General features: G+C 65.5%; 22 protein-coding genes and 3 pseudogenes. 16 read left to right on the top strand and 9 right to left on the bottom strand.

From position 1 onward, the window contains the following. Positions 1-30 precede the first annotated feature (30 nt). The 4 genes and pseudogenes from FHR94_RS09770 to FHR94_RS09755 form a co-directional block, all read right to left on the bottom strand. Positions 31-1,110 (bottom strand): AbrB family transcriptional regulator, encoded by a 1,080-nt coding sequence (locus tag FHR94_RS09770; protein WP_183325522.1) that lies wholly within the window; start codon positions 1,108-1,110, stop codon positions 31-33. A 90-nt stretch (positions 1,111-1,200) separates the two neighbouring features. After that, positions 1,201-2,698, bottom strand: a pseudogene (locus FHR94_RS09765) (tripartite tricarboxylate transporter permease). Positions 2,699-2,710: 12 nt separating this feature from the next. After that, entirely contained in the window at positions 2,711-3,160 is a 450-nt protein-coding gene (locus tag FHR94_RS09760; RefSeq protein WP_183325521.1) for a tripartite tricarboxylate transporter TctB family protein, read from the bottom strand. Next, on the bottom strand, positions 3,157-3,423 hold the full coding sequence (locus FHR94_RS09755) for a hypothetical protein (RefSeq protein WP_246389885.1): 267 nt from the start codon (positions 3,421-3,423) through the stop codon (positions 3,157-3,159). The genes FHR94_RS09760 and FHR94_RS09755 overlap by 4 nt, the downstream gene beginning before the upstream one ends. 20 nt (positions 3,424-3,443) lie before the next feature. Here FHR94_RS09755 and FHR94_RS09750 point away from each other — a divergent pair, with 20 nt between their 5' ends. The 4 genes from FHR94_RS09750 to guaA all read left to right on the top strand — a co-directional run bounded on the left by FHR94_RS09750 (position 3,444) and on the right by guaA (position 8,872). Beyond that, a complete protein-coding gene (locus FHR94_RS09750) occupies positions 3,444-4,553 on the top strand; it encodes a sensor histidine kinase (RefSeq protein WP_183325520.1) in 1,110 nt (369 codons plus the stop codon). After that, complete coding sequence (locus tag FHR94_RS09745; protein ID WP_246389884.1) at positions 4,550-5,566, top strand: ABC transporter substrate-binding protein; 1,017 nt, start codon at positions 4,550-4,552, stop codon at positions 5,564-5,566. The genes FHR94_RS09750 and FHR94_RS09745 overlap by 4 nt, the downstream gene beginning before the upstream one ends. 108 nt (positions 5,567-5,674) lie before the next feature. After that, complete coding sequence (gene guaB, locus FHR94_RS09740) at positions 5,675-7,144, top strand: IMP dehydrogenase (protein ID WP_183325519.1); 1,470 nt, start codon at positions 5,675-5,677, stop codon at positions 7,142-7,144. A 150-nt stretch (positions 7,145-7,294) separates the two neighbouring features. Further along, on the top strand, positions 7,295-8,872 hold the full coding sequence (guaA, locus tag FHR94_RS09735) for a glutamine-hydrolyzing GMP synthase (RefSeq protein ID WP_183325518.1): 1,578 nt from the start codon (positions 7,295-7,297) through the stop codon (positions 8,870-8,872). A 114-nt stretch (positions 8,873-8,986) separates the two neighbouring features. Here the strand turns inward: guaA and FHR94_RS09730 are convergent, their stop codons facing one another. Then, positions 8,987-10,105 carry an HNH endonuclease domain-containing protein gene (locus FHR94_RS09730; protein WP_183325517.1) on the bottom strand — a complete coding sequence of 373 codons (1,119 nt, stop codon included), beginning with the start codon at positions 10,103-10,105 and terminating at the stop codon, positions 8,987-8,989. Continuing rightward, the gene (locus FHR94_RS09725; protein ID WP_183325516.1) at positions 10,102-10,494 is read right to left on the bottom strand and encodes an HIT family protein; all 393 of its coding nucleotides are present in this window, start codon (positions 10,492-10,494) and stop codon (positions 10,102-10,104) included. The genes FHR94_RS09730 and FHR94_RS09725 overlap by 4 nt, the downstream gene beginning before the upstream one ends. A 107-nt stretch (positions 10,495-10,601) precedes the next feature. Between FHR94_RS09725 and FHR94_RS09720 the strand changes: the two genes are divergently transcribed. The 7 genes and pseudogenes from FHR94_RS09720 (at position 10,602) to FHR94_RS09690 (ending at position 14,200) form a co-directional block, all read left to right on the top strand. Beyond that, complete coding sequence (locus tag FHR94_RS09720; RefSeq protein ID WP_183325515.1) at positions 10,602-11,120, top strand: GNAT family N-acetyltransferase; 519 nt, start codon at positions 10,602-10,604, stop codon at positions 11,118-11,120. A gap of 44 nt (positions 11,121-11,164) precedes the next feature. Further along, positions 11,165-11,365: pseudogene (locus FHR94_RS09715) on the top strand (type I restriction enzyme endonuclease domain-containing protein); the annotation flags it as partial. Between the two features lie 42 nt (positions 11,366-11,407). Continuing rightward, positions 11,408-12,187: a PhzF family phenazine biosynthesis protein gene (locus tag FHR94_RS09710; RefSeq protein ID WP_183325514.1), complete on the top strand. Its 780-nt coding sequence runs from the start codon at positions 11,408-11,410 to the stop codon at positions 12,185-12,187. A gap of 168 nt (positions 12,188-12,355) precedes the next feature. Then, positions 12,356-12,760 carry a VOC family protein gene (locus FHR94_RS09705; RefSeq protein ID WP_183325513.1) on the top strand — a complete coding sequence of 135 codons (405 nt, stop codon included), beginning with the start codon at positions 12,356-12,358 and terminating at the stop codon, positions 12,758-12,760. A gap of 147 nt (positions 12,761-12,907) precedes the next feature. Then, positions 12,908-13,171 (top strand): annotated as a pseudogene (locus tag FHR94_RS09700) (glutathione-dependent disulfide-bond oxidoreductase); the annotation flags it as partial. 69 nt (positions 13,172-13,240) lie between these two features. After that, the gene (locus FHR94_RS09695) at positions 13,241-13,492 is read left to right on the top strand and encodes a cation:dicarboxylate symporter family transporter (protein WP_343064658.1); all 252 of its coding nucleotides are present in this window, start codon (positions 13,241-13,243) and stop codon (positions 13,490-13,492) included. A 234-nt stretch (positions 13,493-13,726) separates the two neighbouring features. After that, positions 13,727-14,200, top strand: a complete 474-nt coding sequence (locus FHR94_RS09690) for a group I truncated hemoglobin (protein ID WP_183325512.1) — start codon at positions 13,727-13,729, stop codon at positions 14,198-14,200. Positions 14,201-14,283: 83 nt separating this feature from the next. Here FHR94_RS09690 and FHR94_RS09685 read toward each other — a convergent pair whose 3' ends face one another. Further along, positions 14,284-15,900, bottom strand: coding sequence for a sensor domain-containing diguanylate cyclase (locus tag FHR94_RS09685; RefSeq protein ID WP_183325511.1), 1,617 nt, complete (start codon positions 15,898-15,900; stop codon positions 14,284-14,286). A 249-nt stretch (positions 15,901-16,149) separates the two neighbouring features. Between FHR94_RS09685 and FHR94_RS09680 the strand changes: the two genes are divergently transcribed. From FHR94_RS09680 to FHR94_RS09670, 3 genes are all read left to right on the top strand, one after another. Then, the gene (locus FHR94_RS09680; RefSeq protein ID WP_183325510.1) at positions 16,150-16,608 is read left to right on the top strand and encodes a YchJ family protein; all 459 of its coding nucleotides are present in this window, start codon (positions 16,150-16,152) and stop codon (positions 16,606-16,608) included. Further along, positions 16,605-17,462 (top strand): CheR family methyltransferase, encoded by an 858-nt coding sequence (locus FHR94_RS09675; RefSeq protein WP_183325509.1) that lies wholly within the window; start codon positions 16,605-16,607, stop codon positions 17,460-17,462. The genes FHR94_RS09680 and FHR94_RS09675 overlap by 4 nt, the downstream gene beginning before the upstream one ends. A gap of 186 nt (positions 17,463-17,648) precedes the next feature. Then, the gene (locus FHR94_RS09670; protein ID WP_183325508.1) at positions 17,649-18,245 is read left to right on the top strand and encodes a cytochrome P460 family protein; all 597 of its coding nucleotides are present in this window, start codon (positions 17,649-17,651) and stop codon (positions 18,243-18,245) included. A 50-nt stretch (positions 18,246-18,295) separates the two neighbouring features. Here FHR94_RS09670 and FHR94_RS09665 read toward each other — a convergent pair whose 3' ends face one another. Beyond that, positions 18,296-19,966 (bottom strand): winged helix-turn-helix domain-containing tetratricopeptide repeat protein, encoded by a 1,671-nt coding sequence (locus tag FHR94_RS09665; RefSeq protein ID WP_183325507.1) that lies wholly within the window; start codon positions 19,964-19,966, stop codon positions 18,296-18,298. A 177-nt stretch (positions 19,967-20,143) separates the two neighbouring features. Here FHR94_RS09665 and FHR94_RS09660 point away from each other — a divergent pair, with 177 nt between their 5' ends. Together FHR94_RS09660 and FHR94_RS09650 are read left to right on the top strand one after the other, a co-directional pair. Then, positions 20,144-20,578 (top strand): hypothetical protein, encoded by a 435-nt coding sequence (locus FHR94_RS09660; RefSeq protein WP_183325506.1) that lies wholly within the window; start codon positions 20,144-20,146, stop codon positions 20,576-20,578. 650 nt (positions 20,579-21,228) lie between these two features. Continuing rightward, complete coding sequence (locus FHR94_RS09650; protein WP_183325504.1) at positions 21,229-21,693, top strand: DUF2267 domain-containing protein; 465 nt, start codon at positions 21,229-21,231, stop codon at positions 21,691-21,693. Positions 21,694-21,755: 62 nt separating this feature from the next. Here the strand turns inward: FHR94_RS09650 and FHR94_RS09645 are convergent, their stop codons facing one another. Beyond that, positions 21,756-21,911, bottom strand: coding sequence for a hypothetical protein (locus tag FHR94_RS09645; RefSeq protein ID WP_183325503.1), 156 nt, complete (start codon positions 21,909-21,911; stop codon positions 21,756-21,758). Between the last annotated feature and the right edge of the window lie 199 nt (positions 21,912-22,110).

The raw sequence follows: 22,110 nt of genomic DNA, 5'->3' as shown, positions 1-22,110 counted from the left end.
CTGGTACAAAAAAACGGCTGTGAGGATAGGTCAAGGCCATAATTTGCCGCTCGAGCGCCGGCAGGCACTCAACACCACCGGCATCAAAAGGATCAGCACCGTGATGCGCAGCAGGTGGTGCGCGGTGACGAAGGCCGGGTCGATGCCCAGCGACAGCGCGACCAGGCTCAGCTCGGGGGCGCCGCCCGGCATATAGGCGAGCAGCGCCGCCGGCAGCGACACCCCCATCGCGGCGTGGATGCCCCAGGCGGCGAGGATGGCGATCGCCAGCAGGCACAGCGCCTGCAGGGTGGCCATCACCAGGGTATGGCCGACCCGGGCCAGCGAGGTTCCGGTGAAGCGAACCCCCACCGAGATGCCGATGATCACCTGGGCCAGGGCGATCAGCGTCGGCGGAATAGCGGCATGGGTCACGCCGCTCAGATGCAGCGCCGCCGAGACCAGCGCCGGGCCGAACAACAGCGCATTGGGCAGGCGCGCGCGGTGTCCCAGCCAGGCGCCCAGCACCCCGGCGCCGGCCAGCCAGGCGCTATCCACCGGGCCGGGCAACCATAGCCACTGGGCCGGGTCCGGCGTGGCGCTGCCCAGGTCGACGTGGCCGATGGCCTTCAGCACCGGGGGAATGGCGACCAGCAGCACCAGGATGCGCACCGCATGGGTCATGCCGACCACCCGCAGGTCGGCGTTCGAGTCCAGCGCCATGCCGGTAACCGCCGACACGCCCCCGGGCACCCCGGCGTAGAGGGCGGTGTCCAGCGAGTGGCCGGCCACCCGCCGCGAGAACCATACCGAGAAAGCCATCATCACCGCCGTGGCCAGCAGCATCATGCTCAGGCTGGCGCCCCACAGCGTCAGATCGCCGGACATCTCCGGGGTGAAGGCCGCGCCGAGCATCACGCCGATCACCACCAGCACACCCTTGCGACCGCGCCCCGGCGAGCGCAGCCGGACGCCGGCCAGGCTCGCCAGCGTAGTGGCGAACATGGCCCCGAGCAGCCAGGGCAGGGGAACCTCGAGCCAGTAGGCGAGGCCGCCGCCGGCCAGCCCCAGGGCCAGTGTCGGCAGGAAGCGGCCCAGGGCGGCCAGCCGGGTGGTGAGGGTATCGTGCACTATTCCATGGCCTCTGATCGTTATGAGCTCTGATCAAACGCCCCGGGCCCGTCGTGACAGGCCCGGGGCACTGAAGGGAAGGGGATGATCTCAACCGTTCTCGACATCCTCACGGGGTGAAGCGCCTGCCAGCAGCTTCGGCAGCAGCCAGGGCAAGACCAGCAATGCAGCCGCGGCGATCCATAGTCCCAGCGAGATGCCGGACTGCCAAAGGATATCGACGTCGCCGCCGCTGATCGACAGCGCCCGGCGCAGGTTCTGTTCCATCAGCCCGCCCAGCACATAGCCGAGGATGACCGGCGCCAGCGAGAAGCCCAGCTTGCGCAGCAGGTAGCCGAACACACCGATGATCAGCATCAGGTAGATGGCGGTGAGGTCCGAGTGCAACTGATAGACGCCGACGAAGGCCAGGATGGCGATGGCCGGCACCAGCAGCCGGGCGAAGACCCCGGCCAGCGGCAGGTTGAGCGCCAGCAGCACGATGTTACCGATGTACAACGAGGCGATCAGGCCGCCGGCCACCTCGGGGCGCTCGGTGAACAGCATCGGCCCCGGGGGTGATGTTGTAGAGCATCAGCGCGCCGAGCAGCACGGCGGTGGTGCCGGAGCCGGGGATGCCCAGCGTCAGCATGGGCACGAAGGAGCCTGCCGCCGAGGCGTTGTTGGCCGCCTCCGGGGCCGCCAGGCCGCGCATGTCGCCATGGCCGAAGGTACCGTCCTTGTCGGAGAGGCGCTTCTCGGTGGTGTAGGACACCGCGCCGGCCACCGAGGCGCCGGTACCCGGCAGCACGCCGATGATGAAACCGAGCAGCCCCGAGCGGCCCATGGCGCCCTTGCAGTAGAGCACCTCCTTGAGGCTGACGAAGACCCGGCCCAAGGGCGGCATCTCGGTGTCGACGTCCTTGCGGTGAGCGTGTTCGAGCATCAGCAGGATCTCGCTGATCGCGAACAGCCCGATGATCATCACCACGAAGTCGATGCCATCATAGAGTTCGGCCATGCCGAAGGTGTAGCGCATCACGCCGGTGCCGGCATCGACACCCACGGTAGCGATCAGCACCCCGAGCACCGCACCGATGGCGGTCTTGACCGGGTCCTTGCCCATCATCACCGCCATCGACGAGAAGGCGAACACCATCAGCGCGAAGAATTCGGCGGGGCCGAACATCACCGCCACCTCGGCCAGCAGCGGTGCAAACAGCGTCAGGCCGATGATGGCGATGGTGGCGCCGACGAAGGAGCTCACCGCCGAGAGGCCCAGCGCCGGGCCGGCCAGGCCCTTCTTGGCCAGCGGGTGGCCGTCCAGGGTGGTCATGACCGCACCGGCGTCACCGGGCACGTTGAGCAGGATGCTCGACATGCGACCGCCGTACTCGGCGCCGGTGTAGATGCCGGCCAGCAGGATCAGTGCCGACTCGGCCGGCAGGCCCAGGGTGTAGGCCAGCGGCATCAGGATGGCGATGCCGTTGATCGGGCCGATGCCCGGCAAGGCCCCGAAGAGGATGCCGAGCAGGGCGCCGAGGAAGGCCAGCCCCAGGTTCAACGGGCTCAGCGCGACGCCGAAGCCCTCGATCAGGAAATCAAACATGGTGGCGCTCCTCTAGAGGATGGCGGCGAGCCAGTACCCGGTGGGCAACGCGATGCCCAGCCCCGCGGTGAACAGGAAGTCGCTGCCCACTGCCATCAAGGCCCCGGTGATCAGCGCCTTGCCCCAGCTGGCACCGAACAGCCGTGCCAGGGCCGCCACCACCAGCAGCGAGGTGGGCATGAAGCCCAGGCGGGTAAACAGCATGGCGTAGGCCAGCAGCAGTCCCAGCACCAGCAGTAGCCTCAGCGCCAGGGCCTGGTGGGGCCAGTGGCCGTCGGTGCCGGGCTTGAGCACTAGTACCAGCGACAGGGCGGCGAGCAGGATCGAAAGACCCAGGGGAAACGCCCGTGGTCCCACGGGCTCGTAGCTGAAGGGAACTTCCAGGTTGATGGCCTGGACGGCGACGAACGCCGCCAGGCCGATCAGGACAATGCCTAGAAGCCGGTCCGCGGCAAGCTTCATTTCCGGCCAACCTCTTCGGCCAGAGTCTTGAAGCCGGCGACCTGCTCCTTCACATAGCTGTCGAAGTCGTCCCCGAAGCGCGACATCGGGAACAGGCCGCGGGCCTCACGCTTCTCGGCGTAGGGCCCGCCCATGCGCTCCTCGGAGAGGGCGGCCAGTACGCGGATCTTGCCGCTCTCGAGCTGTGAGCGAAGCTCGGAGAGGTCGCCTGTGATCGCCGAGCAGCGCCGCCAGCGCCTCGCCGCCGCCCTCGAAGGCCACATAGCGCAGGTCGCGCGGGTTGATGTCGCCCGCCTTGGCGGTATCCACCAACCTGCCCTTCGTCATCGCCCCGGCTTGGCGTGAGCAGGTGACCAGCGCGCCCATGGCACTGACCACCCGCCTCGACGGCGCTGCCTGGCGGCTTTACGGCCGCGAGGTCGACTCGGCAGGCTGGGTCTCCCAGGAGCCGGTGCAGATCTGGGTGGGCCATACCCGACAGGGCCGCCGAGCGCTTGCCGATACGCTGTTCGAGCGCACCCTGACCCGCTTCGTGGCCATGGTGCTGCTGGCCGGAGTATTGATGGCCATGGCCCTGCGCGTGGCGCTCGGCCCCATGCGCCGGCTGCGTCGTCAGCTCCGCCATCGGGATGCCGACGACATGCGGCCCCTCGATGGCCGGGTGCCCGAGGAGATGCGTGAGCTGGCCCAGACCCTCGATCACCTGTTCGCCCGCCAGCGCCAGAGCCGCGAAACCCTGCTGCGCTTCACCGCCGATGCCAGCCATCAGCTCAAGACGCCGTTGGCCGGGCTGCAGAGCGAGGACCCGGCGGACTGGCAGGCGGCCCTGACGGCGGTGCACGAGGGGGCCGGGCGCACCAGTCGCCTGGCCGGTCAGCTGCTGAGCCTCGCCCGCCTGTGCCATCTCGGCGAGGCTGCGAAGGTGCCCCTCCTGGATCTCGTCGCCGTGCTGCGCGAAGTCGTGCTCGACTGGGCCGGACGCGAGGTGGCCAGGCACCATGACCTGGGCCTCGCCGAGCTGCCCGCCGGCCCCCTGTGGGTGCGTGCCGAGGGGTGGGCCATCCGCGAACTGCTCGGCAACCTGATCGACAACGCCCTGCGCTACACGCCGCCGGGCAGCGTGATCACCCTGGGCGTGGCGGGGCACGGCGACGAGGTGGTGCTGTTCGTCGAGGACGATGGCCCGGGCGTGCCCATGGAGGCCCGCGAGCGCCTGATGCAGCCCTTCGAACGGGGCGGACGCCAGGACACCGACGGCTCCGGGCTGGGGCTCGCCATCGTCGATTCCATCGCTCGGCGGCTCGGCGCGCGGCTGGTGCTGGAAGGGCGCGAGCCCCATGGCCTGGTGGTGACACTCCATCTGCCCCTGTGCGTTCCAGAGGACACGCCATGATCTTCACACACCTGCGGCCTGGCGGCCGACTCATCGGGGCGCTGATGGCCCTGGGACTGTCGCTGGTTCTCGGCGACCCGGCCCGGGCCCAGGGCACGGCGCTGGTGGTGGAGGCGGCACTGGATCGCGAGGTGGTGGCGCCGCTGCTGGCGGCTTTCCGTGAGGCGCATCCCGACATTGCCCTCGATTTCCAGGACCGCTCCACCCTGGAGGTGGACGCCAGCGTGGAGGAGCGCCCGGCGCCAGACGTGGTGATCAGCTCGGCGATGCCCTGGCAGATGGCCCGGGTCAACGAGGGCTACGCGCGGCGGCTCGACTCCCCGGCGGCCCGGCGCTGGCCGGCCTGGGCCAAGTGGCGTGACGAGGTCTTCGGCTTCACTTTCGAGCCCATCGTCATGGCCTACCGGCTCGACCTGTCGCGGCACATGGAGCCGCCCCAGACCCACGCCGACCTGCACCGCCTGCTGACCACCGAACAGCCGCGGCTGGCGGGGCGGGTGACCACCTACTCGCCGCTGGAGAGCGGCGTCGGCTACACCCTCTTCCAGCAGGACGCCCGCTACACGCCGCGTTTCTGGGACCTGGTGGCCGGCATGGGCCGGGTCGACGCCCGCCTCGAGGCCAGCACCCGGGCCATGCTCGAGGGCCTGAGCGAGGGGCGCTACTGGCTCGGCTACAACCTGCTGGGCTCCTACGCCATGGTCTGGGCCCAGGACCATCCCGAGGTGATCGTGCAGGTGCCCCAGGACTACGCGCTGGTGATGATGCGCATGGCCTTCATCCACCGCGACGCGCCGCATCCCGAGGCCGCCGAGGCCTTTGTCGACTTCCTGCTCGGCCGCGAGGGTCAGCGGGTGCTGGCCGGCCAGACCCCGTTGTTCAGTGTGCGCCCCGACGTCGTCGGCCCCTACACGGCGGCGCGGCTACGTGACCAGGTGGGCGAGCGGCTCTACCCGATTCCCCTCAATGCCTCGCTGTTGGCCTTCGTCGACCCCCAGCGCCGCGACGACTGAGGGCGGCAAGGCTGCCCCCGATTGCCCGACCCTGGCCCTGGCCGTTATAATGGTAGATTAACTTCTCCCAGCCCCACTCCTCATCTGTTCAAATTGGGTGTTGCCGATATGCTACGTATGGCCCAAGAAGCTCTTACGTTCGATGACGTATTACTCCTTCCCGGCTACTCCGAGGTCCTGCCCAAGGACGTCAGCCTGCGGACTCGCCTGTCCCGCGACCTTTATCTCAACATCCCCCTCGTCTCCGCCGCCATGGATACCGTCACCGAGGCGCGCCTGGCCATCGCCATGGCCCAGGAAGGGGGCATCGGCATCATCCACAAGAACATGACTATCGCGCAACAGGCCGCCGAGGTACGCAAGGTCAAGAAGCACGAGAGCGTGATCGTCAAGGACCCCGTCACCGTGGGGCCCAAGGCCAAGCTGGCCGACCTGCTGGCGATGGCCAAGGAGCATGGCTTCTCGGGCTTCCCGGTGGTGGAAGGCGAGGCCCTAGTAGGCCTGGTCACCGAGCGCGACATGCGCTTCCAGCCCAATCACGGCGACAGCGTGGCCGACATCATGACGCCCCGCGAGAAGCTGGTCACCGTGCCGGTGGGCACCGGCCTGGACGTGATCAAGGGCAAGATGCAGGAGCACCGCGTCGAGAAGATGCTGGTGGTGGATGACGAGTTCCGCCTGCGCGGCCTGGTCACCTTCCAGGACATCGAGAAGGCCCGCACCTTCCCCCACGCCGCCAAGGACGCCGACGGTCGCCTGCTGGCCGGCGCCGCCGTGGGCACCGGCCCCGAGACGCCGGACCGCATCGCCGCCCTGGCCGAGGCCGGCGTGGATGCCATCATCGTCGATACCGCCCATGGCCACTCCCGGGGCGTGATCGAGCGCGTGGCCTGGGTCAAGGAGCACTTCCCGCGGATCCAGGTGATCGGCGGCAATATCGCCACCGCGGACGCCGCCAGGGCGCTCGCCGAGGCCGGTGCCGACGGCGTCAAGGTGGGCATCGGCCCGGGCTCCATCTGTACCACCCGCGTGGTGGCCGGCGTGGGCGTGCCGCAGATTACCGCGGTCTCCAACGTCGCCGAGGCGCTTGCCCCCTACGACATCCCGCTGATCGCCGACGGTGGCATCCGCTACTCCGGCGACCTGGCCAAGGCCGTGGCGGCCGGCGCCAGCGCGGTGATGATCGGCGGTCTGCTGGCCGGCACCGAAGAAGCCCCGGGCGAGATCGAGCTCTACCAGGGCCGCACCTACAAGGCCTATCGCGGCATGGGCTCGATGGGCGCCATGGCCCAGAATCAGGGCTCCAGCGACCGCTACTTCCAGGACAAGGACGCCGGCGTCGAGAAGCTGGTGCCGGAAGGCATCGAGGGCCGTGTGCCCTACAAGGGCCTGATGGGCGCCATCGTTCACCAGCTGATGGGCGGCCTGCGCGCCTCCATGGGCTACACCGGCTGCCGCGACATCGAACAGATGCGCACCAAGCCGGAGTTCGTGAAGATCACCGGGGCCGGCTTCAACGAGTCCCACGTCCACGACGTGCAGATCACCAAGGAAGCGCCGAACTATCGCGCCGGCTAACCCCGCCCGAGACGGAAGAAGGAAGAGGTCAGAGGGAAGAAACCCCTTCCTTCTTCACCCTTCCTGCTTCCTTCTGTCGTCCGTTTTCGTACCGGCAGCGCGTGACGTCTCGTCACGGCTGCTTGCCTTGCAACCGCCGGTGGCCCCTTCATGACCGACATTCACGCCCACAAGATCCTGATCCTCGACTTCGGCTCCCAGTACACCCAGCTGATCGCCCGCCGCGTGCGCGAGATCGGCGTCTACTCCGAGATCCGCGCCTTCGACATCACCGAGGCCGAGATCCGCGAGTACGCTCCCAACGGCATCATCCTCGCCGGTGGCCCGGAATCCGTCATCGAGCTCGACTCGCCCCGTGCGCCGCAGTGCGTGTTCGAGCTGGGCCTGCCGGTGCTCGGCATCTGCTACGGCATGCAGACCATGGCCGAGCAGCTCGGCGGCGCCGTGGAAGGCTCCCACAAGCGTGAGTTCGGCTACGCCCAGGTGCATATCGACGAGGAGACGGCGCTGTTCAAGGACATCAAGGACCACGTCGACTTCGAGACCGACAAGGGCCTGCTCGATGTGTGGATGAGCCACGGCGACAAGGTCGCCCGGGTGCCGCCCGAGTTCACCGTGACCGCCTCCACCCCCAGCTGCCCGATCGCCGCCATGGCCTGGGAGGCCAAGCGCTTCTACGGGGTGCAGTTCCACCCCGAGGTGACCCACACCCGTCAGGGCCAGCGCATCCTCGAGCACTTCGTACTGGATATCTGTGGCGCCGAGAAGTGGTGGACCCCGGCCCAGATCATCGAGGACCAGATCAGTCGGGTGCGCGAGCAGGTGGGCGACCGCCACGTGCTGCTCGGCCTCTCCGGCGGCGTGGACTCCTCCGTGGTGGCCGCGCTCCTGCACAAGGCCATCGGCGACCAGCTGACCTGCGTGTTCGTCGACAACGGCCTGCTGCGCAAGGACGAGGGCGAACAGGTGATGGAGACCTTCGCCCGCCATATGGGCGTGAAGGTGATTCGCGTCGACGCCGAGGAGCTGTTTTTGACCAAGCTCGCCGGCGAGGCCGACCCCGAGGCCAAGCGCAAGATCATCGGCAACACCTTCATCGACGTCTTCGACGCCGAGGCCGCCAAGATCGAGGGCGTCGACTTCCTGGCCCAGGGCACCATCTACCCCGACGTGATCGAGTCCGCCGCCGCCAAGACCGGCAAGGCGCATGTCATCAAGTCCCACCACAACGTGGGGGGCCTGCCCGAGACCATGAAGCTCACGCTGGTCGAGCCGCTGCGCGAGCTGTTCAAGGACGAGGTGCGCAAGCTCGGCGTCGAGCTCGGCCTGCCCTATGACATGGTCTACCGCCACCCCTTCCCGGGGCCAGGCCTGGGCGTGCGCATCCTCGGCGAGGTCAAGAAGGAATACGCCGACATCCTGCGCGAGGCCGACGCCATCTTCATCGAGGAACTGCACAAGGCCGACTGGTACCACAAGACCAGCCAGGCCTTCGCCGTATTCCTGCCGGTGAAGTCCGTGGGTGTGGTCGGCGACGCCCGCCGCTACGAGTGGGTGATCGCCCTGCGCGCCGTGGAGACCATCGACTTCATGACCGCCCGCTGGGCGCACCTGCCCTATGAGCTCTTGGAGACCGTCTCCAACCGCATCATCAACGAGATCAGCGGCGTGTCCCGCGTGACCTACGACGTGAGCAGCAAGCCGCCGGCAACGATTGAGTGGGAGTGATCATCTCGATGCTCTGACCCCTTCAGGAAACCCGCCCGCGTGGCGGGTATCCTGCATTCCAAAGTATGTAAATACTGAAAATCTCCTCACACCCGGGCTAGTCAGAGACACGTCTTATGGCCCATGGAAATCAGCAAATCCCATTTGCCTGGCGAGCGAGATCAGTGGACTCAAGGTATTGCGATAGGCGCTGTCGAGCCTCGGGCCATCGAGCAGGGTCTGTGGGGAGAGCTGGAGGTCGCTGACATAGGGCTCGGTGGCCTTGTTCCAAGCCGTGTCTGTCAGCTGGCTGCGGCCAATCTTCAAGGCGTGGTACTGAGCTTCGATGAACCGGCCCACATGCGTTTCCAGGGGCAGGCGGCTTCCCTTCGATGAGTTGACCGTGCTGGATACCGGGATCAGGTTCCACAGCTGATCGTGGCAGACGAATGACCAAGGAATGAAGTGGTCCAGTGCAAAGTCACTCGGCTCTATCGGGTTTCCCGTGTAGATGCACTGTTGTGTGGATTGTGCCATCACCGCCTGCCAGAAGCGTGTCTGCCGAGTCAGGGGGGAGCGTTGCAGCGGTGGCGTGATCTTCTTGATGATCGCGGGCGTGCTGGGATTTCGGTCCTGCAGGTAGCCGATCCAGTTATGCTTCACCCAGCCATCGATGATGGCGATGTGCTGAACAAGATAGTCTCGCCAGGCGGGGTAGACATCGATCGCATTACCCCCTTCCGTGAAGCGATAGATGGGCGGCGAATGGCTCGAGAATCGGGCATTGGAAAGTTCCCGAATGCGCCTGTCCTTCTGGCTGTCCTTGAGGCCCTTCAGCTCAGAGGTGAAGAACGGCGACAGCAGCCGGTAAGGCACGAAGCGCAGCAGACCGGCAGCGTGGATCGTATCGTACTGGTCCGCAATCGCCTGCCTGAGTCGAGCGTGGGTGTTCGGGTTGGTCAGCGATCGCTCGTCCAGGTTGAAATCCAGCCGATCGAGAACGCTGCCGGTCTGGTCCTGGAGCCCGAATGATAGTCGGAAGAAATTGTGAGGGTACCAGGCCAGCGCCAGCATCTCGGTCGCCAGTTCCCGTAGCTCGATGATGGCGTCGCGAGCGCCGCTCCTTTCCCTTTCCATCAGGGTGTTGAGCAGGGCCTGGAAGAAGGCCAGCTTGTAGGAGTTGGTCGTGCTGTTGAAGAGCTGGCTGAAGGCGTGGATATCGATCTCGCCACAAGGGGGCGGCTGTATTGTCATATCCAGTAATCCGCCTTGTCGGGGAAGATCCAGCGAACCCCGCCCCGAGGGTCCGGCTGGTCGCCGTGATAGCGTGGGATGACATGTACATGCAGGTGCGGCACCGTTTGGCCACCTGCCGCCCCCTGGTTGATGCCGATATTGTAGCCATTCGGCCGGTGGCGCTCGTCGAGGTGTCTCTGGGCATCGAGCACCGCAGGGAGCAGCGCCGCCTGCTCATCGGCACTGAGTTCGGCCATCGTCGCGACGTGTCGGTTGGGGATCACCAAGGCATGCCCCGGCGATACCGGGAAGCCATCCTGATACACGAAGAAATGCGGGTGCCGGGCGATGACCCTGGCACATTCCGGATGGCAGAAGGGACATTCGGCATCGGCGGCGCGTTCCATGCGCGGGCTCCTTTCGGTAACGGAGACGTTGGCGACAACGGTCAGCGTATCTTATAGGTCCATCCATTAGCCATGATAAAGACTGTCTCCTGACAGGAGTCCCAGCCATGACGACAACACCTCCACCCGCCCTCCGCCCCGAGACGCCTGCCGACGCTGAGGCCATCGAGGTCGTCACCGTGGCGGCCTTCCGCGAGGCGCCGCATACAAGCCATACCGAGCAGCATATTGTCCGGGCGCTGCGCGAGGCGGGGGCATTGAGCGTATCGCTGGTCGCCAAGTGTGACGGCGAGCTGGTGGGCCATGTGGCGGCCTCAAAGGTGACGCTGTCGGACGGCACGCCGGACTGGTTCGGGCTGGGGCCGGTGTCGGTGCTGCCGGCGTGGCAGGGCCGGGGCATCGGTTCGGCGCTGGTAGAGGCGTGTCTGACGCGCCTGCGGGAGCGTGGCGCCCGGGGCTGTGTGCTGGTGGGTGAGCCCGGCTACTATCAGCGCTTCGGCTTCCGGGCGGTGCCGGAACTGGTGTTGTCGGGGGTGCCATCGAAGTACTTCATGGCGCTGAGTTGGGGCGATGAATGGCCCCAGGGCGAGGTAGCCTTCCATCCGGCCTTCACGGTGACGGCGTGATCACCGGTGCTAATCCGAAATCAGCAAATCAGGGACAGACCTTCATTCCCGTCGAGGTTACCGACAAGCTACGCAAGTCGACCACCGTGGACTGGCAGGTGCGCGAGAGCGTGCGCGCCCGGCTGCGCATCCTGGTGCGGCGCACCCTGCAGCGCTACAAGTACCCGCCCGACAAGGCGCCGGAGGCCGTCGAGCTGGTGTTGAAGCAGGCTGAAGCACTGTCGAGCAGTTGGGTGGCAGTGTGATCACCAGGCTCACGTCCTCCGACAACATGCATTGAGGATTCCATGAAACTCAATCTCCACCAAGTGGACGCCTTCGCGCGTCGCCCCTTCGAGGGCAATCCCGCGGCGGTATGCCCGCTGACCGAGTGGCTGGATGATGCCACCCTACAGGCCATTGCGGCGGAGAACAATCTGTCCGAAACCGCCTTCTTCGTGCGCGAGGGGGCGGGGTATCGCCTGCGCTGGTTCACGCCAACGGTCGAGGTCGACCTGTGCGGACATGCTACGCTGGCGAGCGCCTGGGTGATCTTCAACGAACTGGGCGAGAAGGGCGAGACGCTGCGTTTCGCCACCCGCAGCGGCGAGCTACGAGTCAGCCGCACCGAGGAAGGCTTGGCGATGGATTTTCCCGCCAAACGGCCCGAGCCGATGGCCGATCCCGAGATGGTGCGGGCCGCCCTGGGATTGACGCAAGGCGACGTCGTCATGACCGACGACATTCTCGTTGCGGTGGAGGACGAGGACATTGTCGCGACGTTGGTGCCGGACATGGCCAAGCTGGCGGCGTTGCCGGGGCGTGGTGTGGCGGTCTCGGCACCGGGGCGGGAATTCGACTTCGTCTCGCGCTGGTTTGGGCCCAAGGTTGGCGTCAAGGAAGATCCGGTGACGGGGTCGGCCCATACCACGCTGGCGCCGTACTGGGCCGGGCGGCTGGGCAAGACGAAAATGACGGCCCGGCAGGGAGGCTCCCGCCAAGGGCAATTGACATGTGAATGTCGGGGCGACCGGGTCATCCTCATCGGTCAAGTCGCTCCCTATTTGCGAGGAACGATCCGATTCTGAGGAACCCTCCCCATGACGACATCGCCGCATCCCGCCATCCGCCCCGAAACACCCGACGATGCCGCTGCCATCGAGGCCGTTACAATGGCGGCGTTCCGAAGCAAAACCGGGGACGTACACCGATTGGGGGGCAGAGTTACCTGTCGATGGTGAAACGAGGTCTGCGCCATGAAGATATTGGTCAATATCGACGTGCCCGAGCTGGCACCGGCCATCGCGTTCTACTGCGCTGCCTTCGGTCTGGTGCTCAATCGTGTGCTTGATGATGACGTTGCCGAGCTGGCGGGTGGTGAGTCGACGATCTATCTGCTCGAGAACGATCGTGGCTCGAGGTGCGTGAAGGAGCCCATGGCGTATCGGGACTATGCGCGGCATTGGACGCCCGTGCATATCGATTTTGTTGTCGAGGATATCGAGCAGGCCGCCGCGCGTGTGCTCGGTTGCGGCGCCGTTCAGGAAAGCGAGGGCATCGCATGGCGAGGCTCGAAATGCATCACGTTCTCCGACCCCTTCGGTCATGGGTTCTGTCTGATCGAATTTATCGGAGACGGCTATCGCGACGGCAGCGCATAGGTAGCAAGCGGCGCCAACATGCTCGGCCTTGCCGTCGGGACTATCGAGTGCCTGGCCGCCGCCTGTCACAGGTTGATAGCACGCTAACGTGCCCCTATGTAGGGGCTCAGCCATGCCACTCGCTATCGAGGAGCCCTTATGAGCCAAGGCAACGCCTACACCATCGCCGATATCGCCACCTGGCCCTGGTACGGCCAGTTGGTCCTCGGCCGGCTGTATGACGCCGCCGAATTCCTGCAGGTGCACCAGTACGAGCACGTGCTGCGCTGGGCCAAGGAGATCGATGCCCGTCCGGCGGTACAGCGCGGGCGCATGGTCAACCGCACCTTCGGTGACCCGGCCATGCAGCTCCACGAGCGCCACGATGCCAGCGACTTCACCCACAAGACCCAGGATGTGCTGACGTCCTGAGCACGGTAACGCGCGCCATCCACGCCGCGGCCCTCGGGGCCGCGGCGTTGGTATTTTAAGGGGAACGACATGCCAGTGTTGCTGATGACCCTATGGCGCGGCTATCGCGATGCCTCGCTGATCCTGCGGGTGAGCCTCGCCCTGGTGCTAGGCGTAACCGTCGGCCTGGTCGGCGGGCCGAGCGTCGCCGAAGCGCTGGCCTCGCTGGGCGAGCTGCTGATGCGGCTGCTCAAGTTCATCATCCTGCCCATCGTGCTGTTCACCCTGATGTCGGGGATTAACCAGGGCAGCGACGCCGCCCCGCGCCCCGATCACACGTGACCCCGTGAACCCCCGGCGGGGCTCACTTTGCGCGTTCTCCCGGCGCCGGCTTTACTGCAGGGAAGGGGAGCCAGGAAGCCACCCGAGGTCACACGGCGCCGCGTCGGTTGATGCGGCGATCACGGCGCCGAGGTCGCCAGCGGTGAAGGCGGCAGCCGCCGTCGTGTGGCGCTTCGACACGGAAGGGCGTGCGCCCCTCTTCCACTGGCCCTCGGCAGGCAAGAGGGGGGAATCATGATCAAGCGCAGTGAGTATCTCGGGGTCGGGCTGGCGGTTTGCCTGATGATGGCGGCCGGCATGGCCCAGGCCCAGGAGGATACCGAGGCATCGCTCTACGACCGGTTGGGGGGCCTCGCCCCGATCACGGTGGTGGTCAGCGACTTCATCGATATTCTGCTGGTGGATGACGTGATCAACGCCAATCCGGCGGTCAATAAGGCGAGAGAGCGCGTACCGGCGCCCTACCTGAAGTACCGGGTAACGTCGCTGGTATGTCAGGCCACCGGCGGCCCCTGCGAGTATAAGGGCCGCTCGATGTACGAGGCGCACGCCCATCTCGATATCACCGAGGCCGAGTGGGATCACATGGTCATGCTCTTCACGGAGCTACTCGACGAGCATGGCGTTCCTGATCAGGAGACCCAGGAACTGCTCGCCATCATCGGGTCGACGAAGGGCGAGATCGTGACCGCCGAGGGCGGCAGCTGAGCGTGTCGATCGGCGCACCACGGGGGATGGCGTCGTCCGTGGTGCGCTTCGGAGGATGGGGGACAGCCCCTCATCGGGAACGGTCACCAGCGCACCGCCACCCGATTTCTGCCCTCGTGCTTGGCCTGGTACATGGCGGCATCGGCTCGCCGAGTGACGGCCTCGATGCTCGCATCGGTCGGCTTGAAGCCGGTGACACCGATGCTCACCGTGAAGTGAAAGGGCAGCGCCTCTGCCTCGATCGTGGCCTCGGCGATCTGACGAAGCAGGCGCCGGGCGACGGCCTGGGCGTTCTCGAGGGACATGCCGGGCATGATCACCATGAACTCCTCACCCCCGGTGCGACAGGGCAGGTCGCTTTCGCGCAAGTTGTGTCGCAGGGTATCCGCCAGCAGTCGCAGGCCCTTGTCACCCTCGGCGTGGCCCAGGGTGTCGTTGATGGCCTTGAAGCGATCGATATCGATCATCAGCAGGGCCGCCAGAGCCCCGTCGTCCTTGACCGATCTGGCGACTCGTCTGGCGGAATCATCGAAGGAGCGCCGGTTGGCCAGCCCGGTCAAGGGATCGGTGCTGGCCTTGCGGGCCCAGTCGGCCTCCTGACGCCGCTCTTGGGTGATGTCCCGATACACCCAGAGGTGGCCATGATACTGGTCGGCGACGAACAGGGGCGTGTAGGCGCGTTCCAGGAAACGGCCATCCGCCATGGCCAGCAGGTCGCGGGCCTGCCTGCGCTTTTTCCCGACGAGTTCCTCGATGCGCGTCACGAAGCCCTCCGGTTCCGTGAAGTGCGCCTTCGAGGACTGGGCGGCCTCCCGGCAATCCATGCCCACGAGAGTCTCGGGAGACGCCTCGATGGCGAAGATGTCGCAGAAGGCCTGGTTGGCCACGATGACCCGGCGACTCTCGTCCTCGAGAAGCAGGCCCACCTCGAGGCCCTCGATGACCACTTCCAGCTGGCGCTTGGAGACGAGCTGAGCGGTCTCCAGCCTCTTGCGCGACGTGATGTCGAACTCCCCCATCACGATCATCGGCTGACCCGTCTTGGGGTCGGTGGCGCGGCACAGGTCGACATGATGCCAGCGCTCGCTGTCGTTGACCCGCATGATCGCCTCCAGGGAACATCTCGGCTCGCCCTCCAGCTGCTGAAGGATCTGCTCGGCAAGGTCGTGATCCGTGAAGCAAGCCCCAAAGGCGGTCAGGTCCCGGCGAGCCTCGAGGGCGGCCGGGTTGCGTACCAGCAAGCACCCCTGCCCGTCGAACACCGAGACCATCATGGGCGTGTGTCTCACGGCCTCCAGGGCGCGCAGGCTGGAGGCATCCAGGGAGATGTCGCTTTCGAGCCCCTCCACCAGCATGCCGGTTCGCCCATCATTCATGACGAACCGGCTGCAGCGACAGTGCAACGAGATGGCCTGGCCGCCGGGGTAGAAGCTCCAGTGTTCATCGATGACCTCCCCCTTTGCCAGGCGAGGGAGATAGTCCGCCAGGCGTCGCCGCGTCGCCTCGCTCATCGTCGAGGAGAAGTCACGGGCATAGAGTCCCTGCGGCGTTTTGGCCTCCCAGAGCCTCACGGCAGCAGCATTGGCATAGTGCATCCGCTCCTGTTCGATATCGAAGATCCAGACGGGTGTCTGGAGCCGATCGAGGAGGGGGTCGTGGGTGCGAGTAGCCGACTGGAAGGTGTTAGGGAAGGAGGGCATGAGAGAGGAAGGATCCTGGAAGGGTCCGCGGGTTTCCGCCAGGCCTGGTCAAGCCGGGCGGATCCGTATCGTTATTGATCGGTAACCCTACCATCGAATGCCGGATACATCAGCCATCCTCTGCCGCTGACGTCGGTAATCCGGCATTCGTGATCTTCCCCGGACCGTCACGCCTTGAGATCGAACAGGGCCAGGAGAGTCGTGATGTATCATGGTGATCGTCGTTACCGGAGTGAAGGCTTCCCCCCCATGACACACGACCACATAGCCTGTCCCTGCGGCAGCGGCAGGCCGCTCGCCGATTGCTGCGCTCGCCATCACGCCGGTGAGCCGGCGCCGACCCCCGAGGCGCTGATGCGCTCGCGCTACAGCGCCTTCGTGCTCGATCTCACCGATTACCTGCTGGCCACCTGGCACGCGAGCACCCGCCCGGCGGAGCTGGCGGCGAATGGTGCGACCGACTGGAAGCGCCTCGAGGTGCTCGAGAGCGGCGAGGAGGGCGAGCGGGGCTGGGTACACTTTCGCGCTACCTTCCGTGAAGGCAGGCGCTGGGCGGTGCTGGAGGAGTCGTCGCGCTTCGTGCGCGAGGGTGGGGGCTGGTTCTATCTCGATGGCAACCCCGCCGTCCATCGCGTGAAGCCCGGCCGCAACGCCCCTTGTCCCTGCGGCAGCGGGCGCAAGTTCAAGACCTGCTGCGGCCCCTCATGAAGGATCAGGACTGCATCGACTTCCTGCAGTGGGCGCTGCCCCGCCTCGACAGGCGTTGGCGGGGGTTTCGCAAGGTCCGTCGCCAGGTATGCCGGAGGGTACAGCGGCGCCTGGATACCCTCGGCCTCGAGGACGTCGGCCAGTACCGGCAGTACCTGAACACCCACCCGGAGGAGTGGCAGGTGCTCGACGGCCTCCTGCCCATCACCATCTCGCGCTTCTGGCGCGACAAGCGGGTCTTCGAGCTGCTCGAGCGGCGCTTCCTCCCCGAGCTGGCCCGGCGCGCCCGGGAGGAGGACGCCGAGACCCTGAGACTGTGGAGCCTGGGATGTGGCGCCGGGGAAGAGCCCTACTCCCTCTCAATCCTCTGGCGTGAGCGCCTCCAGTCTCGCTTCCCGGGGCTCGACCTGACGGTCCTGGCCTCGGATATCGAGGTGTACCAACTCGCCCGCGCCGAGCGAGCCTGCTATCCGGAAAGCGTCCTCAAGGACCTTCCCGAACCGCTCAAGCGCGCCGCCTTCGAGCGCGATGATGATCGCTACTGCCTCAAGCGTGAATACGTCCGCGGCGTCGAGTTGGAGTGTCGCGACATCCGCGAGACGTTTCCCGCTCGGCGCTTCCACCTCATCGCCTGTCGCTACCTGGCGTTCACCTACTTCGACCGGGAACTGCAGTGCGACATCGCCCGTCGTCTCTACCATGCCCTGCCCCCCGGTGGCCTGGTCGTGCTGGGCAATAAGGAAGCGCTGCCCGAGGCGGTGACGGGGTTCGAGCCCGCCCATGAGCGGATCCGGATCTACCGGCGCCGGGAAGGCGAGGGATGTGTCGGGCCGGCACCGACTACCAGCACCTGAGGGTGCCGGTCGGTCCTCGGTCCGAGCGTGAAACCATGGAGTAGGTGGATGTAAAGGCCCGGCTCGAGCGGCTGGATTACGACGTCGCGGCGGTGTTGGCCTGAACAGGGTGGGCGGAAACAGGTGAAACCTTGCCGAGGGTGCACTAGCTTTCTTGGGTGAGACCACTCGAGGGAGGCCACTCTCATGCGCTCGACACTTGCATTGGCCGCGCTGCTCGCCGGTTCGCTGGGGGGCTATGGCGTAGTGGCCCTGGCCGCTGACGAGCCGTCAGCGGCTGGCGACGGCTTCTCTCCCTGGGTCGATGCCCAGGGCTCTATCAGCAAGCCCCGGGACTACCGCACCGACTGGGTGCACCTCGGCAGCTGGTTCGTCCGCGCGGACGAGGAGGCCAGCGGACCGGGGGTCCACGATGTCTACGCCGACCCCGCCGCCGTGGAGGGCTTTCTCGCCTCGGGCGAGTGGCCCGACGGCGCCACCCTGGTCAAGGAGATCAATGCCATCGAGGAGGGCTCCATGACCACCGGCCATGCCCAGTGGGCCGGAGAGACGGGGGTGTGGTTCGTGATGGTGCGCGACCGCGAGCAGCGCTTCCCCGACAACGCCGCCTGGGGCGAAGGCTGGGGCTGGGCGCTGTTTACCCAAGAGAGTCCCGAGCAGAGCGTGGCCGAATCCTGGCAGGGCGAGGGCCTCAGCAATTGCCATGGCTGTCACCTGCCGGCAGAGGACACCGGCTGGGTGTTCATCGAGGGCTATCCGACGCTTCGCGAGGCAGCCCGGTAGGGGCCACGGGCCGGCGGTAAAGCGGCGCTTCGTCGCCGGTGGCGACCGGATTACTGCTCGGGCAGACCGGCGAGACGAAGGCCATCGAGGACGCGTTCGAATCCCGGGCCCATCCAGGAGTGGCTGGCGCGCAACGTCTCGATCGTGGTTCGGTTGCCGTAAGCCAGGGTCATGGAGGTTTCGAGCGCGGCACGCGCCTCTTCCATACGGCCCGTCAAGGCCAGAGCGGACACCAAGGCAAAGTTCGCCATGGGATCATCGGGCGAGCCGGCGATGGCGCGGTTCAGTGCGGTGATGGCTTGCGTATCCTGTTCGTTGTGCAAATAAGCAAGCCCCATATATTTATATTTCGTGGATGGCCGAAACCTGGGGTTCAGACGCAGCGATTGTTGAAAATGCGGCAAGGCTTCGGCCGGCTTTCCCAGTGCCATATTCGCCAATCCGGCACACACATAAGCACAGTCGTTGTTGGGATTGAGTGCCATGGCGGTGTTACACGAAGCCATACCCCGTTCCGGCTGACCGTTACGGGCATATCCCACGCCAGTCATCCAGTACCCTTCGGCGTCCTTCGGGTCGAGCGAAATGGCCCGCTGTGCCGCTTCCAGAGACAGGTCTTTCGAGTTCGGCGCCGAGACGCCGGGGATGGGGCGCGTGCTCGCCGCGAAATGGACGAACGCCAGTCCGCTCCATGCCGAGGCGATGCCGGGGTCACGCTCCACGGCCTTGTCCAAGAGGGTCTTCGCCTCCTGAAAGTCCTCGGCGCTCTTGGGATTGAACAGCCGTACATTACCTCGCAATGCATAGTCCCAGGCCTTGAGGCCCGCCGTCGGCCGTTGTCGCTGACTCTCCGCCACTCGAAGCTCGGCCTTCAACGCCGAGGCGATCTGCCCCGTCACGTTGTCCTGCACCGAGAACACATCCGTCAAGGCGCGGTCGTAACGGTCCGACCAGACGTGATGACGGGTCTGGCCATCGATGAGCTGGGCATTGATGCGAACCTGGTCGCCGGATCGACGGACGCTTCCCTCGAGGACATAGCGAACCCCCAGATCGGCGGCCACCTGCTTCACGTCTACTGGATTGTCCTTGAAGGTAAAGGAGGTGCGACGGGCGATAACGAAAGCGCCTCGGATGCGAGACAGGTCCGTAATCAGGTCTTCCGTGAAGGCATCGGCGAAATATTCCTGGTCGATATCGCCGGAGAGATTTTCGAACGGCAGGACGACAATAGAGGGTTTGGCCGGTAGCCGCAGTGAGGTTGCGGTAATCTCGCTTTCATCCAGCCACCACACGGCGCTCAGAATCACCAAAATGAGGACCAGAAGAGCCGGACTCACCCACAACCAGGCACGACGAAGGGCCGATTCGCGGGGCGCCATGACCGGGGCCTCGGCGGCGTCGTCCGCTTCGAGGCAGTCGGTCTTGGCCACGAACTGAAAGCCCCGCTTGGGATAGGTCCGCAGGAACCGCTGCTGTACGTGATCGTCACCCAGCGCTCTGCGAACCGCGCGGATGCGCGTGTTGAGTGCGGCGTCGGAGACGACGCGCCCCTGCCAGATCTCGTCATTCAGCTCGTCCTTGGAGACGATACGGTCCCGGTTCTCGACAAGGTACGTCAGCAGGCGCAGGACCTGGGGCTCAAGCGGGACGGGCTGGCCGGAATCGAGCAGTCTGGCCGCCTCCGGGTCGAAGACAAACCTTTCGAATCGATAGATCATCTCTTACAACAGCTTCGCCATGAAAATTCATGAAAAAAACATCAAACTTCATACGCTCTTCAAGTGGAACGCTCTCCTCTGGACTAGTATTAATTCTAGCCATGGACCGAGGAGCGCCGAACGTTGTGGTGCTCTCAGGCTTCAGATTCTTTTCAAGGAACCCGAGGAGGTTTGCACATGAACATCAAGCTATCTCTGGTCGGCATAGCGGCTTTCGTCGTGCTGGCAGGCACTTCGCTCAGTGCGTCAGCAGAAACCGAAATGGAGAAGGCGCTTAACAACGGTGCCCAGCAACTCACCGCCGATGAAATTGCCGAACAATTCGTCGGCAAGACAGGTATCTGGGTGTCCGCGTCTGGGGACAGGAAGATGAGGATCCATTACAGCGAGGACAACGTCCTCACCGGTAAGCAAGTCAAGGGGGAGTGGTCTGGATCAGGCTACTATGGTGTGGCCAACGACGACAGTATCTGCGTTTCCTGGGATCATGTGGACGAGGGACGACTACGGTGTCTGGAGGTTCTCGTAGTGGATGACGTGGTGACGAAGTTCAATGTCGACGGCAGCCTGAATGGCTCCTACGAGAAATTCGAAGACGGCAAGACCTTCTGAGAGGTGACTCACCGTTGAGCGGCCGCGAGCCCCCAACACGGACTTCCCTTCGCAGGCTGTCGCAAGACAGCCTGCTATCTTGTAGTACCTGGCCGCTGCAGCCACACAATCAATGGCTTGGCGATGGCCAGGCCCAGACCTTTCCCACGCTACCGCCTACGGGATCGCGACATGCGGTGCCGTCGTCCCCGGCGGCAGCCCGCTGTGCCGCCTGACGGCGGTAGGGGCCTGATACGGATACGCACTCTTGCTTTTAGCCTAATCGAATTTCCTCCGGCTTGCGCAGGCGAGCCTGGAACGCTGTCGCGTCAAGGCGGCTCGGATACCGCCCGAGAACCCTCTATCGCTTCGCTGCCTTCACCGCTGACCCCCGGGCGGTAATCGCTATTACAGCCCCGAGGCCGAGGTGAGCTCCTGCGGCCATGCCAGCATCGCCGCCGGCGTGGTGATCGGCGTGCTGACGAGGGCGGCCACTGACCGACTGGACACCGCGGTGGAACTGTGAGCGGGGCCTGGCTCGCCCGGTTTGGGCTTCCAGCGGAATCTTGACCACACTGGGAGTAACGCCATGCATCACGCACGGCCGGTGTCGCGTTGCGTCGTTGCGGTGCGGCCGGATCGACCACCGTCAACCAAGGGAGGATCTCACGATGGCCCATCACGGCAAGTCCGAGGAGGAACTGCAAAGAGAACGCGAGCAACGCCATGAGGCGCACCTCGAGAGTTCCTACAAGACCTTCATCAACGAACTGTGCCAGCCCGGCGACATGGACCAGGGCGAGGCGGAGTGCGCCGCCGCGGCGGTATTGTGCACCCTGGAAAACCGCATTCATCCCGACGAGTCGCAGGACATGGAGGCCCAGCTTCCCCGGAAGCTGCAGGAACTGCTGGCGCACTGCCGCCATGGCAAGGAAGAAGCGCCGCAACGGTTCGGCAAGGAGGCCTTCATCGACCGGGTCGCTGCGGATCTGGATATCACGCCCGAGCAGGCGGAATCGGTGGCGCGCCGGGTCTTCGCCACGGTGCGCGACCAGATCAGCGATGGCGAGTGCCAGGATGTCGAGGGCCAGCTTCCCTCGGATATCGCCGACCTGTGGCGCGCCCCGCCGGTGTGAACCGGGGGCAATCGGGGACAGACCTCGATTGCCTCCGCTCTGGCCCCGGGCGCGGCTACCGGTTACCGCTGGTTCGGGCCTGAGTCGTTGTCTGGGTTGTTGTCGCGCTTCCTGTTCTTGTTCTTGTCCAGCCACCGGTTCGCGGTCCGCTTGGCCTTCTCACGGTTCTCCGGCTTGCGGAACCAGTTAGCGATCGCCATTCCTATCCATTTTTTCATCAGATTTTCCGCGAGATACCCCGTATTTTTAGTGCGGGGAGGGATGGGGCCGCCCGGCACCCCTGTGCTCGCTGCCTCCTTACTTCGCTGTGCTATCTTCAAGGTGGTCTTCGGACCCGTCGACGGGCTGCCAGAATGTCACTTTCCTCACTGTATGGTCGCAAGCGGCGCAGTGTGTCAAGCACCACCATGCCGATGA

It is taken from the genome of Halomonas cerina (assembly GCF_014192215.1).
Lineage (GTDB): Bacteria > Pseudomonadota > Gammaproteobacteria > Pseudomonadales > Halomonadaceae > Halomonas > Halomonas cerina.
This window is presented reverse-complemented; position numbering and strand designations above follow the sequence as displayed.